Source organism: Thermosynechococcus sp. B1 (genome assembly GCF_030322985.1).
Lineage (GTDB): Bacteria > Cyanobacteriota > Cyanobacteriia > Thermosynechococcales > Thermosynechococcaceae > Thermosynechococcus.
In genome coordinates this window covers 1,092,573-1,106,164 of record NZ_CP096573.1, presented here as the reverse complement: position 1 = coordinate 1,106,164, position 13,592 = coordinate 1,092,573, and the positions used below count along the sequence as shown (strand labels likewise).

At 53.2% G+C, this 13,592-nt stretch carries 17 protein-coding genes and 1 pseudogene; 6 read left to right on the top strand and 12 right to left on the bottom strand.

Going from position 1 to position 13,592, the window contains the following annotated elements:
• Nucleotides 1-15: 15 nt before the first annotated feature.
• The gene (rpsB, locus tag M0644_RS05675) at nt 16-807 is read right to left on the bottom strand and encodes a 30S ribosomal protein S2 (RefSeq protein WP_286626973.1); all 792 of its coding nucleotides are present in this window, start codon (nt 805-807) and stop codon (nt 16-18) included.
• 217 nt (nt 808-1,024) lie between these two features.
• On the opposite strand from rpsB, the gene M0644_RS05670 reads away from it, so the two are divergent.
• From M0644_RS05670 to M0644_RS13125, 3 genes and pseudogenes are all read left to right on the top strand, one after another.
• Entirely contained in the window at nt 1,025-2,416 is a 1,392-nt protein-coding gene (locus M0644_RS05670; protein ID WP_286626972.1) for a ParA family protein, read from the top strand.
• Between the two features lie 92 nt (nt 2,417-2,508).
• On the top strand, nt 2,509-2,814 hold the full coding sequence (locus M0644_RS05665) for a hypothetical protein (RefSeq protein WP_149818940.1): 306 nt from the start codon (nt 2,509-2,511) through the stop codon (nt 2,812-2,814).
• An 83-nt stretch (nt 2,815-2,897) separates the two neighbouring features.
• Nucleotides 2,898-3,169, top strand: a pseudogene (locus M0644_RS13125) (transposase); the annotation flags it as partial.
• A gap of 79 nt (nt 3,170-3,248) precedes the next feature.
• Here the strand turns inward: M0644_RS13125 and cysK are convergent.
• Both cysK and M0644_RS05650 read right to left on the bottom strand, forming a co-directional pair.
• Nucleotides 3,249-4,214, bottom strand: coding sequence for a cysteine synthase A (cysK, locus tag M0644_RS05655; protein ID WP_149818938.1), 966 nt, complete (start codon nt 4,212-4,214; stop codon nt 3,249-3,251).
• 63 nt (nt 4,215-4,277) lie between these two features.
• Nucleotides 4,278-4,715: an Rrf2 family transcriptional regulator gene (locus M0644_RS05650; RefSeq protein ID WP_149818936.1), complete on the bottom strand. Its 438-nt coding sequence runs from the start codon at nt 4,713-4,715 to the stop codon at nt 4,278-4,280.
• Nucleotides 4,716-4,930: 215 nt separating this feature from the next.
• Here M0644_RS05650 and tsaD point away from each other — a divergent pair, with 215 nt between their 5' ends.
• Nucleotides 4,931-5,992, top strand: coding sequence for a tRNA (adenosine(37)-N6)-threonylcarbamoyltransferase complex transferase subunit TsaD (tsaD, locus tag M0644_RS05645; RefSeq protein WP_286626969.1), 1,062 nt, complete (start codon nt 4,931-4,933; stop codon nt 5,990-5,992).
• Here the strand turns inward: tsaD and M0644_RS05640 are convergent.
• Nucleotides 5,937-6,791: a metal ABC transporter permease gene (locus M0644_RS05640; RefSeq protein ID WP_286626967.1), complete on the bottom strand. Its 855-nt coding sequence runs from the start codon at nt 6,789-6,791 to the stop codon at nt 5,937-5,939. The genes tsaD and M0644_RS05640 overlap by 56 nt on opposite strands.
• Before the next feature lie 82 nt (nt 6,792-6,873).
• Between M0644_RS05640 and ispE the strand changes: the two genes are divergently transcribed.
• Nucleotides 6,874-7,809, top strand: coding sequence for a 4-(cytidine 5'-diphospho)-2-C-methyl-D-erythritol kinase (gene ispE, locus M0644_RS05635; protein ID WP_206199976.1), 936 nt, complete (start codon nt 6,874-6,876; stop codon nt 7,807-7,809).
• On the opposite strand, the gene M0644_RS05630 is transcribed toward ispE, so the two are convergent.
• The 4 genes from M0644_RS05630 to M0644_RS05615 form a co-directional block, all read right to left on the bottom strand.
• Complete coding sequence (locus M0644_RS05630; protein ID WP_149818928.1) at nt 7,806-8,918, bottom strand: RNA polymerase sigma factor, RpoD/SigA family; 1,113 nt, start codon at nt 8,916-8,918, stop codon at nt 7,806-7,808. The two genes, ispE and M0644_RS05630, sit on opposite strands and share 4 nt — an antisense overlap.
• A 107-nt stretch (nt 8,919-9,025) precedes the next feature.
• Nucleotides 9,026-9,613 carry a hypothetical protein gene (locus tag M0644_RS05625; protein ID WP_399374362.1) on the bottom strand — a complete coding sequence of 196 codons (588 nt, stop codon included), beginning with the start codon at nt 9,611-9,613 and terminating at the stop codon, nt 9,026-9,028.
• Between the two features lie 68 nt (nt 9,614-9,681).
• Complete coding sequence (locus tag M0644_RS05620; protein WP_149818926.1) at nt 9,682-10,392, bottom strand: Crp/Fnr family transcriptional regulator; 711 nt, start codon at nt 10,390-10,392, stop codon at nt 9,682-9,684.
• 8 nt (nt 10,393-10,400) lie between these two features.
• Nucleotides 10,401-10,898, bottom strand: coding sequence for an HNH endonuclease (locus M0644_RS05615; protein ID WP_149818924.1), 498 nt, complete (start codon nt 10,896-10,898; stop codon nt 10,401-10,403).
• A 143-nt stretch (nt 10,899-11,041) separates the two neighbouring features.
• On the opposite strand from M0644_RS05615, the gene M0644_RS05610 reads away from it, so the two are divergent.
• Complete coding sequence (locus tag M0644_RS05610) at nt 11,042-11,581, top strand: YqeG family HAD IIIA-type phosphatase (RefSeq protein ID WP_286626962.1); 540 nt, start codon at nt 11,042-11,044, stop codon at nt 11,579-11,581.
• Here M0644_RS05610 and aroQ read toward each other — a convergent pair.
• From aroQ to M0644_RS05590, 4 genes are all read right to left on the bottom strand, one after another.
• The gene (aroQ, locus tag M0644_RS05605) at nt 11,578-12,024 is read right to left on the bottom strand and encodes a type II 3-dehydroquinate dehydratase (RefSeq protein ID WP_190278250.1); all 447 of its coding nucleotides are present in this window, start codon (nt 12,022-12,024) and stop codon (nt 11,578-11,580) included. The genes M0644_RS05610 and aroQ overlap by 4 nt on opposite strands.
• A 50-nt stretch (nt 12,025-12,074) precedes the next feature.
• Nucleotides 12,075-12,203: a hypothetical protein gene (locus tag M0644_RS05600; protein WP_286626960.1), complete on the bottom strand. Its 129-nt coding sequence runs from the start codon at nt 12,201-12,203 to the stop codon at nt 12,075-12,077.
• A 126-nt stretch (nt 12,204-12,329) separates the two neighbouring features.
• Complete coding sequence (psb28, locus tag M0644_RS05595) at nt 12,330-12,662, bottom strand: photosystem II reaction center protein Psb28 (RefSeq protein WP_149818920.1); 333 nt, start codon at nt 12,660-12,662, stop codon at nt 12,330-12,332.
• A gap of 50 nt (nt 12,663-12,712) precedes the next feature.
• Nucleotides 12,713-13,591, bottom strand: coding sequence for an alpha/beta fold hydrolase (locus M0644_RS05590; RefSeq protein WP_286626959.1), 879 nt, complete (start codon nt 13,589-13,591; stop codon nt 12,713-12,715).
• Between the last annotated feature and the right edge of the window lies 1 nt (nt 13,592).

Genomic DNA, 13,592 nt, shown 5'->3' with positions numbered 1-13,592 from the left:
TCTGTTCCTCAAGGATTAAGCGTCAGAGTCATCTGGAATATCTAGGGCTTCAGCATCACCATCGTCGCTGGCGGTCATCCCATCGTCGTCCTCATCACCGAGATCCGCTTCTGGTTCGTCCAACTGACCATGGCGGCCTTCGTAAATGGCATCGGCTAGTTTACCCACAATCAGCTTAATCGAACGGATGGCATCATCGTTAGCGGGAATGGGAATATCCACTTGGTTGGGGTCACAGTTGGTATCCAGCAGCGCCACGATCGGAATCCCCAATTTGTGACACTCGGCAACGGCGTTGTACTCGCGCTTGACATCAACAATAATCGCGACATCGGGCAGCCGCCGCATTTGTTTAATCCCGCCAAGGTATTTTTGCAGCCGTGCCAGTTCTCGCCGCAGGGCTGAGGCCTCCTGTTTTGGCCGCAGATCAATGAGGCCATTTTCCTCCATGCTTTCTAATTCTTTGAGGCGATCGACACGGGTTTTGATGGTATTCCAGTTGGTGAGCATCCCCCCCAGCCAGCGCTGGTTGACGTAGTAACTGCCGCAGCGGAGCGCTTCCTGTTCGACAATGCCGGCGGCTTGGCGCTTAGTACCAATAAACAAAAAGCGTTTGCCTTTTTCAGCGGCGTTGCGGATGTAGTTGTAGGCTTCATCCACCAGTTGGGCGGTTTGCACGAGGTCAATGATGTGCACCCCATTGCGAACCGTGAAGATGTAGGGTGCCATCCGGGGGTTCCAGCGGCGGGCTTGGTGGCCAAAGTGAACCCCTGCCTCCAGCATTTGGGCAAGGCTAAGAACTGCCATTGAGTTGTACTCCTATGGGTTAAACAACCATCCGTCCATCATCCGGTGAGGACACCCAAGGGGACGAATGTGAAAGATTTGCAGATTTATTATCATAGCCAATGATCAAGGCTGTTGGAAAGCCCAATCCACAGTGATTTGGTAGCGTCGTGATCTTGACGCTCAGGGGTGGCCAAACTATTCTGAAAGATTCAAGACGGCTGGATGGTGCTGAACGTTGGATATTTCCCGCTTGCGATCGCAATGGCAACAAATTCACGGTGACGAAACCTCTGAAGCCGTTATTGAGCAGCACTTTGTGCAACCGCTCCTGAGTGTGTTGGGCTTTGGCGATCGCGATCGCCTCTCTTCCTTTGACACAGGTGCAGGCATTGCCGATGTGGCAGCCCGTTTCCCCCGCGAGCATCAGCCTCCTTTTTGTCAGACTCAAGTTGACCCCGATTTAATTGTGGAGATTAAACCCCCTGCCCGTCGCTCCCGCAATACCCCCAGTCAAACCGTGGTCTTGAACCTTGAGAATGGGTCTGCCCATCATAGCCGCGCTCTGCAACAACTCCGCCAACTTTTCAGGGGTTGCCATTGCCAAGGAACCGCTTGGGGGTTGATCACGAATGCCCGCCATCTACAGCTTTTTCAACGCCATGGTCACTTGGTCTATCCAGTGACGCCCAACTATGAACTGACGGGCGATCGCCTTGAGGGCATTATCGAAAACCTCAAAACCTGCTTGCGATCGCGCCCCCGTGCCACCACCCTCTGTCTCTATAACCATAAGGGGGGAGTGGGCAAAACCACCACTACGATTAACTTGGGCGCCACCCTTGCTGTGGCAGATGCCGCTGTCTTGCTCGTTGATTGTGACCCCCAAGGGGATCTCAGCCGCGCCCTTGAGCTAACCCCCACCAGTACGACCCTTGCGGCTTGTCTGCAAAACCCTGATGAGCCGATTACGGCTACGATTCGCCCTTTTGACCTGCGCATCCGCACCAGCAGCAGTATCAAATCTGCCCATATTTTTGACGTCATTCCTGCTGCGCCACAACTGCAAAGCATCCTCATTCAGGCGATGCAAACCCAATATCCACCCATTACCCGCCTGCGGGAACTCCTTACCCCCTTGCGCGATCGCTACGACTACATCCTCATTGACTGCCCCAGTGCTTGGCTCTTTTTAAGTAAGAGCGCCGTGTATGCCAGTGACGCCGTTTTGATTCCCACCCGCCACACCGATCTCTCCTCCCTCAACAATGCCGCTCAGGTGATTCACCAATTTCTCTTTAATGAAATTCACACCTTGCGCCGTGAAGGCGGCCCCCTTCCTTTGCCTATTTTCTTTAATGGTGCTCCCACAACCGACAAGGCAATGGCCGTTGCCCAAACAGAAATTGAACGGATTCTCCAGAAACTCCCCCACCTCACTCCCTACTTTTGGCCACAGTATCAAGCCAACGACACAAGCGTATTTGCCATTCCTGAATATGCCATTATTTCCCGTGCCGCCTTTGCCCGTGTTCCTGCTGTCTTCAAAGATAAGCGCGTCTTAGGCTTTTATCAAACATTGGTGCAGACCTATCTTCGCCCCTTAGCTGCTGTCAATGACCTCCCCTAACCAACAACCTTCCTAACAAGATTTATAAAAAATCTGAAAACAGAAATTGCTTGCTCCCCTAAAATGAAATTACCCCTCCCTGAGCAGCCGTCATGACCGAGCCTGTCACCCAATCCCAACTAGCCGAAGTTCTGGAAACCGTCAAGGCAATCCAGTCGCAGTTGACAGAACTCACCCTTGAAGTGAAGGTGGGGCAAGCAGAAATCCGTGAAAAGTTCAACACCATGGAGGCCAAAATCGAGGCCGTTCGCCTAGAAGTACAGAACAATCGCGAGCAGTTAGTGGAGCTAGGGAAACGCCAAAGTTCAACGGACAATCGCCTGTGGGCATTACTGGTGGCACTGTTTTTGATGGTGGCAGGACTCTTGGCCAAAATTACACTGTTTGACAGAGTTTAGAGGAAAATTGCTGTGACTCAGTCCCAATTGGCCGAAGTTCTAGGGCGTGTCATCAGATAGATTGACCATCGAGGCAGTGTTTTGCTGAGGCATTACTGGCGGACAAAGCCTATGCTGCAGATGAGCGGGTGCTAAGACGGCTAGCGGAGAAAGGGTGCGAGGCTGTCATCCGCGCAAGTCTTGTCGTAAACAGCGTCGTGGTTATGACAAAGAACTGTACAAAGCTCGGCACTTGATTGAGAATTTTTTTGCTAGGCTCAAGCCGTATCGAGGGATTGCTACACGTTACGATAAGACAGCGCGAAACTTTTTAGGTGCGATATATCTCGCTGCCGCTGTTATCTGGCTTAACTGATGACACACCCTAGGCCCCACCCCACAAACCAAGTTTTAGTTGGCACAAAACAACCTCTGACGCTGAACTCAAAGCAGGCCTAATGTTGCAAGTAACTGGGTACCAAGGGCAGTGCATCCTGAAACAGGGGTGTGGTTAAGTAGCGTTCACCAAAACTCGGCTGCACCATGACAATTAACTTGCCCGCATTTTCGGGTCGTTGAGCCACCTGAATGGCAGCGCAAAGGGCAGCCCCACTGGAAATGCCTGAAAGAAGGCCTTCTTCACGGGCTAGGCGGCGACCAAAATAAATCGCTTGGTCGTCAGAGACGGGGATCACTTCATCAATGAGTTCTCGTTTAAGAACGGGGGGTACAAAGCCGGCGCCAATACCTTGAATTTTGTGGGGGCCTGGTTTGCCTCCTGAAAGGACAGGACTATTGCTAGGTTCGACAGCGATCGCCTGAAAGCTGGGCTTCTTGGCTTTGATCACTTCTGCCACTCCCGTAATCGTACCTCCAGTACCCACTCCAGCCACCAAAATATCCACTTGACCGGCCGTATCTTGCCAAATTTCGAGGGCAGTGGTTTCACGATGAATCTTGGGATTGGCGGGATTTTTGAATTGTTGCAGCATGAAAGCATCTTCAAGGGAGGCAGCAATTTCTTCGGCGCGACGAATGGCACCACTCATCCCCTCTGTGCCGGGGGTCAAATCCAGCTCTGCTCCATAGGCACGCAGCATAGCTCGCCGCTCTGCACTCATGGTCTCTGGCATAGTGAGAATCAGGCGATAGCCCTTTGCCGCCGCCACCATTGCTAAGGCAATCCCGGTATTGCCCGATGTGGGTTCCACCAAAACCGTCTTACCGGGGGTAATAAGACCCGCTGCTTCTGCCTCCTGAATCATACTCAGGCCAATGCGATCCTTAACCGAGGCCGCAGGATTCATGCTCTCTAGCTTGACAACAATTTGCGCAACGCAGCCTTCCGCTTGGGGAATGCGGTTCAGGCGTACGAGGGGCGTCCGACCAATGAGGGCAGTAATATCGGGGGCAATGTTCATGGGATATCAATCTCCAATTCAAGACAAAAACCTTAGAGAAATTAGATGAATGTCAACCCCAGCCTAGATGTAGTACATGACATCCACTTGCTGGTAAGCCTGCCGCCGATCGCACAAATCTTGAAGGGTATGCTTTTTCAAAACATCATTGGCTGCTGCGCAGGCTTCTAGCCACACTGAACGGATCAGACTACGCTCCAGATCGCCCTTTTCAGGCGGCTTTTGGGCGAGCTTGGACTCAATCCCCTCGATACAGTTGAGCACGTCCAAAATTGAGATTTGCCAAGGTGCTTTTGCCAGCAAGTAGCCACCCCGGGCGCCCCGCTGACTGCGAATCAGCCCCTTGCGGCGTAGGGTCGCCATCAGTTGCTCCAAATAGCGATCGGGAATGTTATGCAGGGCAGCAATTTGGCGAATTTGTAGCGGCTCCGCCTGTTCATAGGCCGCTGACATTTCCAAGAGCGCCAAGAGGGCGTACTCACTTTTGGCAGACAGTTCCACAAGACGTTTGGCACACGCACGACATTGAGCAGATTGCCCAACCCATAGTATATCCTACTTCTTGATCGGGATTTAGGAGATTCTTAAGAATCTTCACCGTGGCGCAGGTTGCAACCTCGAGAATTCACGGCATTGCGCAAACGCCCTTCAGCAACTTCACTCGAAAAACCGGCTAGACTGAAAAGAGGCTCTAGCTTCATGCCCACGTCTGCCCGATGGTCAGAATTCTAGCCATTGAAACCAGTTGTGATGAAACGGCTGCTGCCGTAGTGCGCGATCGCGCCATTGAAAGTAATGTGATTGCCTCCCAAGTGCGTGCCCATCAACCCTTTGGCGGTGTCGTACCGGAAGTTGCCTCCCGTGCCCACTTGGAAAACATTAACGGCGTGATCACAGCAGCGATGAGTGAGGCCGGTTGTGATTGGTCTGCCATTGATGCCGTTGCTGTCACCTGTGCTCCCGGATTGGTGGGGTCGCTGCTCATTGGGGTTACGGCGGCAAAAACCCTTGCCCTTGTGCAGCAAAAACCGCTCTTGGGAATTCACCACCTTGAAGGCCACCTCTATGCCTCCTACTTAGCGGAACCGACCCTTGAACCACCGTTTCTCTGCCTCTTGGTATCTGGCGGGCATACCAGTCTCATTGGCGTTTATGGCTGTGGCGAGTACCAACTCTTTGGCCAAACGCGGGATGATGCGGCGGGGGAAGCCTACGATAAGGTAGCACGCCTACTGGGCTTGGGCTATCCAGGGGGGCCAGTGCTCGATCGCTTGGCGCAGCAGGGCAATCCAGAGGCCTTTGATCTACCAGAGGGAAATATCCGCCTCCCCGATGGCAAGGTGCATCCCTACGATTCCAGTTTTAGTGGGCTGAAAACCGCAGTGGCACGACTCGTGGAGGAGCTGCGTCAAACCCATGATGAATTGCCGGTGGCTGACCTTGCAGCCAGTTTTCAGAAGGCGGTAGCACAGGCCTTGACCAAGCGGGCGATCGCGGCAGCAGTGGATCATGGATTCAAAACCCTCGCCATTGGGGGAGGCGTAGCGGCAAATTCTGGACTGCGACAACACCTGACTGCGGCTGCTGAACCCTTGGGGCTACAGTTGATTTTTCCGCCTCTGCGGCTATGTACCGATAATGCGGCGATGATTGGTTATGCGGCAGTGGATCATTTCCAGCGGGGCGATCGCTCCCCCTTGGAGCTGACAGCCCGTTCACGCCTCAGCTTGCTGGAGATTTCTGCCCTCTATGCAGCCACGCCCCTCGCAGTGAGTTAATGGCGATCGAGCCTAAAAAGAACACCAGTTGACAGACCACAATACTCGGCCCCGATGGCCAATTCATCCCTGCTGACAAGAGCATACCAACAATGGCACTGCCTACCCCTACTAGGGCCGCCAAAACCACGTACTGCGAAAATTGCCGACTCCACAGGCGAGCGCCACAGGCGGGAATCACCACAAAGGCACTAATGAGCAATACCCCCACTGTCTTAATCGAGACGGCAACCACCAAGGCCAATAGGGTGATAAACAGCAGCCGCTGAATCCCCACCGCCGCCCCCCGCGCCACCGCCAAGGCCTCATTCACTGTGATTAACAATTGCACCCGTAACGTGAGCAGGATGAAAGTGCCGACAAGGGCGCAGAGCGTGCCACTCATGACGAGATCGGCTGGGCGCACCGCCAAAATATCGCCAAACAGTAAATTATTTAGCCCCCCCTGATAGCGATCGCTGATACTGAGCAAAATCACCGCCACCGCCAACGAGGCCGAATAGATGATATTCAAGAGGGCATCCGTCCACAGTCGCGTATGCTCGAGCAAATACGTCACCCCGAGGGCAAACACCACGGCAAAGGGCAACAACATCACGGAGGGATTCAATCCTAAAATAATTCCTAGGCTAATTCCCAGTAGCGCGGAATGCCCCAAGGCATCACTAAAAAAAGAAAGTTGCCGCAGGATTGTAAAGCTACCGAGGGCACCCGCCATCCCTCCCGTAAAGATCCCTGCCCACAGTGCCCGCTGCATAAAGGGCAACTGCAACAGCTCAATCATTCGTTCCAAAATCATGGGGACTTCTGTTTAGCGCCTGCCAAAGAGGAATAGAAGAATAATATGCTATTGAACGAGGTGGTTGTGAGGATGGGGCTGCGTGTATCGTCTGCTGGCACCTGCCAAAATTAATCTCTTTTTACAAATTGTTGGCAATTGTTTAGATGGCAGTGGCTACCACGAGCTGGTAATGGTCATGCAGGCGGTTTCCCTCATGGATCGCATTGAACTCATCCCGCGGCGCGATCGCCAAATTAAAGTCCATTGCACCAACCCGGCTGTCCCCTGCGATCAACGAAATCTCGCCTACAAAGCAGCGGCCTTACTCCAGCAGCATTTTCCCGATCGCGATGGCGTTGAAATTTTCATTGAAAAACGAATTCCTATGGGGGCAGGCTTGGCCGGGGGATCCACCAATGGGGCAGCGGTACTGGTGGGCTTAGATCTCCTGTGGCAGTTGGGTCTGACGCAAGCGGAATTGCAAACCTTTGCAGCGCAATTGGGGGCTGATGTGCCCTTCTGTCTGCAAGGGGGGACCGCCTTAGCCCTAGGGCGCGGTGAACAGTTGACGCCCCTAGCGGATTTACAGGGATTAACTGTGATCCTAGGGAAGTATCGCTCCCTTAGTGTGGCTACCCCTTGGGCCTATCAAACCTATCGGCAGGAATTCGCCGCTACCTATGCCCAAACCCCCAACGAGCAGGAAAAAGCCCGCCAAGAGGGGGGATCCGCAACCCTGTTACAGGCCATTCAGCAGCGTGACATCGCCAAATTGGCCGCCAGCCTCCGTAATGATTTAGAGAAGGTAGTGTTGCCCCGCTATCCCTTGGTGGCAGAGTTAAAGGAGCAATTCCTCGCCGCTGGGGCGATCGCCAGCATGATGTCAGGATCCGGGCCAACAGTGTTTGCCCTAGCGCCCTCTGCCGATGAAGGTTACAGCATCATGCAACGGGTACGGCGCGCCCTACCAGACCCCGACCTTGATCTATGGATCTGTGAGTGCTGTCCCCACGGCATTCAGTTGGAGACGCCCTAGGCAAACTCCTCAAGATAGTCTTGAATTTCTCGGCGCCGTTGGGGCTGCCGCAACTTTTGCAGGGCACGGTGCTCAATTTGGCGAATCCGCTCCCGACTCAGTCCCAGCAGTGCCGCAATTTCCGCCATCTCAAGGGCGGGCTGCTCCCCGAGGCCATAGCGCAGTTCCATCACTTGCCGCTCACGGGGCGATAGATCACTGAGGAGTTGCTTCAAAGTAGTACGCAGGGACTCACGCATGATCACTTCATTGGGGGTGGGGGCAGTGGATTCAATTAGCTCCTGCAATTCCGTTTCTTGGTCGGAGCCAACCCGCTGTTCCAAGGCCACGGATTTGGGAACAGCCATGAGCACTTCCCGCACCTGTGACACCTCCAGATTCAGTTCTTGGGCAATGTCCGCTAGACTGGGCATCGCGCCTTGTTGAGCCGCAAGACGCCGTTGGGCACGCTTAATTTTATTGAGTTTTTCCACCATGTGAATGGGCAAGCGGATTGTGCGGCTTTGACTAGCAACAGCACGGGTGACACTTTGGCGAATCCACCAGTAGGCATAGGTGCTAAAGCGAAATCCCTTGGTCGGATCGAATTTTTCAACGGCACGTTCTAGACCCAAACTCCCCTCTTGGATCAGATCTAAAAATTCCACGCCGCGATGTTGATATTTTTTGGCAATATTCACCACCAAGCGCAGGTTGGCTTGCAGCAATTGGGTTTTTGCCCGCTGTCCTTGCCGCTCAATGTGCTGAAGTTCACTTAGGGTCATATTCGCTGCCTTTGCCCAAGCTTGACGACCCGCCTGCACACAGGTTTGCAATTCAGCCACACTCATCTTAAGTCGCGCAGCCCATTGGGTACGGGTAAGGGGACGCCCCAACTGCCGCTGCTGGCGATCGCGCTCCGTAACAGCCGCCACATAGCGCTTGATCTGGGGGTCATCGGACTGATCTCGCACTGCGAGCAGGGCTTGGTACTGCTGAACCTGTTGGGCAAGGCGCAGTTCTTGGCTAGGGGTGAGCAAGGGCACACGGCCAATTTCCTGCAAATACTGCCGCACCAAATCCGTTGTCAATGGACGGTCGGACACGGGTTGAATGGGGGTAGCCACCATAGGACAACTCAACTCACAATATCGAGAATTCAGCTCGATAGTGGTATTCTCTGCCCTTGGCGAGGGGGACGGCAGTGATGGAGCTGGTGCTTAAGTTGTGATATTGATCAACCTTCTGTGCTTTCTGAGGCACCCGTCATAAGCTTTGTGGCTGAAGACGGCTGTTCCTTGAGAATCGTGGTATCAATCACGCAGGGCAACCGGGCAGCCTTGAGACCGCGCTTGATCACGGCAAGGGTTTCTTGAAAGAGGACAAAGAGGGGAAACTGACGATTGGCGCCCTCACTAAAGACATCCCGATGCTGCAAGGGCATATCCCAGCTATAACTGCGACTAAGGAGCACTTGGGATTGGCGCCAGCGGGTCAGCAGTTCCGTAAAGCTTTCCCCTGGCCGATGGATAAAGACCAGCAGTTCAATGTCGGTTTTGACTTTCCACTCGGGATCGCACATGACAAAGACCAGATCACAGGGCACCATCACCGACTTCACCTGGGGACGTTGGTTCGAGGTTGTGGCGGCAGGAACCTGAATATGGGCGATCGGCAGCGGAATCGGAATTAAACTCTCTTGAGGTCGCCGCATACTGGGAATCATTTCTAGGTATGGGCGATATTGCCGCAGGAGTTCTGTCGCATGCAGCGGATCCGTGTAGCGAACCAAGGTGTGTTCGTAGAGGTTGGGGGCGATCGCCATAGCAGAAAGAGCTTGCAACTATTGCTATCCTAGGCGAGGTCACTGCTCCTCAACAAGCCAACAGAACTTTAATTCACCGCTTGCTGTGCCAATTGCTCTAGTTGCGGCAAATTGAGAATTTGGAGTTGTTGCTTGGCCGCATCAATCTTGATCCAGTTTTTCGCCACCAGTTTATCCAGCAGTTGATGGGCTTCATCAGGGCTAATGTTAGCCACATCCGCTAAATCCTTGATGGGCACATTGAAAATCACGGCTGTGTTGGCATTGCCCCCTGGATGCTGACCATAGCGCCGTGCCAAATTCACCAAGACATGGGCTAGTTTGACGGCAGGAGGTTTGTGCAACAGTTCAATGCGCGTATTGGTCAAGCGTAGCCGTTGTGCCATCAATTGCAGCATCCGATAGTGCAGATCCGGCTCATGGCGCAGGACATGGACAAATTTTTGCGCCGGCACAGACAAAACTTCCGCTGGACACAGCGCCACCACATCTGTTGAGCGGGGTGATTGGTCAAGAATGGCCATTTCACCAAAAAAATCCCCCGGCCCAAGGATCGCTAGGGTCATGAAATCCCCATTGGCGAGCAGTCGTCGCACCTTCACCCAGCCTGCGAGGATAAAGTAAACTGCATTGCCCCACGCATCTTCAATTAGAATGGCACGCCCCGCCGGGTAGGTGTTATGCCAAGCCACTGAGAGCATCGAGGAAAGCGCCTCTTGGGAACTGGCACCAAAAAGCGGAAAGAGTTGACTAAAGTTTTCGGTCTCAATACTTGACATAACAACCTTTAGACACCGATGACATATTTCCGCCACTCTTGATGAGTGCCGGTGCGCACGTGTTTCGTGACTTCGAAGTACAAACTACTAATGGGACGACGCGGTGTTTGCCGTAGGGGCATATTTGCTTCTTTAGGGGTGCGATTCCCTTTCTTGACGTTACAGCGAACACAGGCGGTCACAATATTTTCCCAAGTTTCACCGCCACCGCGCGATTTGGGGATGACGTGATCAAGGGTGAGCTCATCCCCGGTATAGCCACAGTATTGGCAAGAATGGCCATCTCGATGCAGGATATTGCGGCGAGTAAGGGGAATTTCTTTGTAGGGAGTGACGACATAATGCCGCAGACGAATGACGGTCGGCAAGGGAAAATTGTTGTAAACCATCTTGCCGTTGTGCTCGACTTGCTCCGCCTTGCCCTTGATTAAAAGGACAACTGCCCGTTGCCAACTCGTAATATTGAGTGGTTCATAGGAGGCATTGAGTACCAGAACCTTCGCCATATCCGTTGACACGCGGCATTCTCTCAGATGGTAGCATATCCTTTGTGATTGGAGTAACACTAGGAAAGATTTTTGCAGTTCCCACTCTCCCCTGGGATCGTGATAGTCTGGCAGAAGCTTCTTCTTCGTTATTTGCGTTTTCAATGGCCACTGGGTCTCTAGCAGCACTGCTGCAACCGGATTTAATTCTTGAAAGCACCATTGAACAGTTGCACCCCAGTCTGTTGGAAAAATATCATCTGCGGGGCATGGTGTTGGATGTGGATGATACGCTCCTCCCCACGTGGGATGAAGATCTGCCGCCGAAAATTTTGGCGTGGCTACTGGAGATCAAGCATCAGATGCCGATCTGGCTAGTGAGCAATAACTTGAACCATCGCCGCATTGAACGTATTGCCCAGCAGGTGGAGTTACCCTTTTTGATGGGGGCGGGCAAGCCCTCGCGGCGTAAGATTCGTCAGGCCGTGCAAGCCATGAATTTGCCCTATGATCAGGTGGCCATGGTGGGCGATCGCCTGTTTACGGATATTCTCGTGGGCAATCGCTTGGGGATGTTCACGATCTTGGTGCAACCCGTTCTTGTCAAGCGCCTTGATGGTAAATCTTGGGTACGCAATCTGGAATTTTGGCTGGCACGACAGTTGGGAACACCGCTGGCGATCGCGCGCCCCGCTGAGAATTAGCCTTTTGCTTGTAAATAATTGACCAGTGCCCGTAACCCCAACAAATAACTATCAGCACCAAAGCCAGCAATTTGACCGATCGCCACCGGCGCAATGTAGGAATGATGGCGAAAAGTTTCCCGTTGATGAATGTTACTCAGGTGAACTTCCACAGTGGGCAGGGCAACCGCAGCAATCGCATCTCGTAGAGCTACGCTGGTGTGGGTATAGGCGGCGGGGTTAATTAAAATGCCTTGGGCACGCCCCATTGCCTCTTGAATCGCATCTACCAAGACCCCTTCATGATTGGATTGGAGGCACTCAATGGTTACCCCTAACTCCTGCGCCAAGGCTGCCAAAGATTGGTTGATGCTCGCTAGTGTCACAACCCCATAAATCCCCGGCTCCCGTTGCCCTAACAGGTTTAGATTGGGGCCATGAAGCACCAAGATATGAAAGGCCAAGCTTAACCTAACCGTTCAAAACTGACTCAATTTTGTTGAATGCTGTCGCTCTATCGGCGATCGCGCACGGGAATCGGAATTGGCTCCAGCTCAGGGGTGGGCTCGGCGCCACCTAGAAGTTCCAACAGTTTTTTTAACCACGATTTGAGGGTGTCAAGCAGGCTCTCTAGATAATCCATTGATGTCCCTACTGTATCGCTATAGAACTTGCAGATGCCCTGTGTCCTGAATAAAGACAAAAAAGGCATCGTAACTTTAAGCTAGCACAATCTTTTTGAATCGGCACCCGATCAATTTAAGACTGGTTAGGACTTCTGGAAGCCAAGGCCATGGCTGGCAGCGTAGCGATCCATAAAGCGAATAAAGCGATCCCACTCTTGGGGGCTGCGCATCGTGTAGGTGGCCTCAATGGCAACGGGCTGACCGTTAATGAACTTGGCATTGACATCACGGGTAACAATTTCGCCTTCTTCGTCCACCATGTACATCCCCGTGATCTCCAAATTGCCCTCTTGGACGATTTTCGGGTTATCAAAGTAAAACATGGCTTGACCACTGCTGCCATCCCGTGCCCGCGTCAAACGCACATCGGGAACCACTTCTTCATCAACGCCACGGATAAATTGAATTTCTGCCATTGCACCAACACTTCAAGCAATACTTCTAGGATACCTGTATCGGGAACAACTTAAAGCAAGAAATCGCGCCGCAGGCTGTAGATCACCCATTCGGGTTGCTCCAGATGGGGTAAGACCCCTGCGTTGGGGATCACGTGAAACTGTTGCAGGCGATCGCGGGCGGTGGCATAGAGTCGCTGACCTAGAGAAAGGGGCGTGAGCTTGGCCTTTTCTCCCCAGAGGATCACGGTGGGGATCGTTAACTGGGGTAAATACTGGCTGAGATCAAAGGAGAGATTTCCCTTCAGGGTCGCCAGAGCTGCCCATTCGGCATTGGGACGACAGGCGGCATCCAAGTAGGCTTCAACAGTTTCCGAGCGTAGCCGCTGCGGATCGGCAAAAATAAATTGGGTGAGGAAGTTGCGCACCGCCAAGGGGTTAGCAGCAGCAACGGTGTAAATGAGGCGATCAAGAATCGGCACCCTCAGCAGGGCATTGGCGATCGCCTGTCCTTGATCTTCACCAAAGTCATTGAATCCACTGGGGCAGACTAGACACAAACGCTCAAAAAGATGGGGTTGTTGAATCGCCAAGCGCACCACAATGCCCGCCGTTAGGGAGGAAGCAACCACCGGCACAGGGGAACCCAGCATGCGCAGCAGTTCAGCAATCATCAGCCAGTAGTCGCTGCTGGTGTAGTCACGGGCGGGGTGATCCGACTCCCCCCAACCAATCAGATCCGGGGCAATAACGCGGTAGCGAGCCGCAAAGGCAGGATACACCTGCGACCACTCGTAGTGGCTAGAACCACCCCCCAAACTGTGGAGAAAGACAAGGGGAGGGCGAGATTGCACCTGACCCCAGTAGCGATCGCTGGGGGTGTAATAGACCATACGGCCACTGCTGGTGCTGAAGCTCTGCTGGACAAAGGTGGGCGGACAAAAGGCCATG